At 69.3% G+C, this 1,299-nt stretch carries 1 protein-coding gene and 1 pseudogene; both read right to left on the bottom strand.

Annotated elements, in window-relative coordinates; translation table 11 throughout:
- Nucleotides 1–665: LLM class flavin-dependent oxidoreductase (locus ACFWWR_RS48585; RefSeq protein ID WP_384310790.1), on the bottom strand; the 665-nt coding region annotated here is incomplete at its 3' end.
- 253 nt (nucleotides 666–918) lie between these two features.
- Nucleotides 919–1,299: pseudogene (locus ACFWWR_RS48580) on the bottom strand (hypothetical protein); the annotation flags it as partial.

The raw sequence follows: 1,299 nt of genomic DNA, 5'->3' as shown, positions 1-1,299 counted from the left end.
TAACTGCCGCCGCCCGCCTGGAAGATGACCGGCTGGCCCTGCTCGGACGGGGGGATGGGAAGCGGGCCGCGGGAGGCGGCGTGCTTGCCCTGCAGGTTGACCGGCTGGATCTTGTCCATGTCGGCGAACCGCTTGCCGTCGACGTCGAGAAGCCAGGCGTCCTTCTCCCAGCTGCCCCACAGTGCCTGCACGATCTGGATGACCTCGTGGGCACGCTCGTACTTCTCCGCGCGCTGCGGGATCGTCGCGCCGAAGTTCGCCGCGGCGGCGGGGTCGGAGGTGGTCACCGCGTTCCAGCCGGCCCGGCCGTGGCTGATCACGTCCAGGGCCTTGAACTGGCGAGCGAGATTGTAGGGCTCGGTGAACGTGGTGGAGGCGGTGGTGACCAGGCCGATCCGCTCGGTCTCGCGCGCGAGGACGGTCAGGATCAGCAACGGGTCGATCATGTGGTGCGGGGTATGGTGGTCGAGGTCGACGTCCAGGACCGGGGTGTCCGCGATGAACAGCAGCTGGATCTTGCCGCGCTCGGCGGCCTGCGCGTAACGCACGAACTGGTCCATGTCGGTGTAGCTGTTCAGGTTCGCGCCCGGCAGCCGCCAGGCCCCGGGTGCGGCCCCGTATCCACCGCTGAACTGCATGCCCAGGACCATCTGTCGGCTTGTCACGGTTACTTCTCCAGGATGAGCGATGAAAAGGGGAGAACACCTCCACTTGCTTTCTCGAGGGCGGAGGCATCTTCGGGGTTGTCAAAGGCCGTGCGGGTGCCTGGGTTTGGGGCCGGCCGAGTGTCGGCCCCAAACCCAGGCATGGCACTGGATGGTTCCTGCGGGCGGAGGAGCTACGGCCTGTCGAGGACTCCCGGGGTGTCATGCAGGACCACGCTCCGCTGCAGCGGAACCCGCTCCGTGCGGAGCGTGTTCACCGGTGCCGCCGGGTCGGCCATGCCGAAGGAGATGCCGAACAGCAGCTTGAGCTGCGCGGGGACGCCCAGGAACTCGCGGACGGTGTCGGCGTAGACGCCGAGTACGGTCTGCGGGATGCCGGCCAGCCCCCGGGCCGCCAGCGAGAGCAGGAGGCGGCATGGGGTGCGCCGTAGAACTCCAGGTTCTCGCGGACCGCCGCCCTCCTGCCGTCCCGGTCCGAGCGCTCGACGCCCCGGACCCGGTAGACACTCGCACCCAGGGCCTGCGACCGCTCGAGGTAGAGGCCCTCGCCGTAGCCATCGGTGAAATCCGGGGAGGTCCGCCCCTCCTCCTCGGCCCGGAGCAGCTCTTTGCCCAGGGCGTCCCGCGCCGCACC

The sequence above is a fragment of the Streptomyces sp. NPDC058678 genome (assembly GCF_042714835.1).
Taxonomy (GTDB): domain Bacteria; phylum Actinomycetota; class Actinomycetes; order Streptomycetales; family Streptomycetaceae; genus Streptomyces.
Note: the sequence above shows the minus strand (reverse complement) of the source record. Positions and strands in the feature narration are given on the sequence as shown.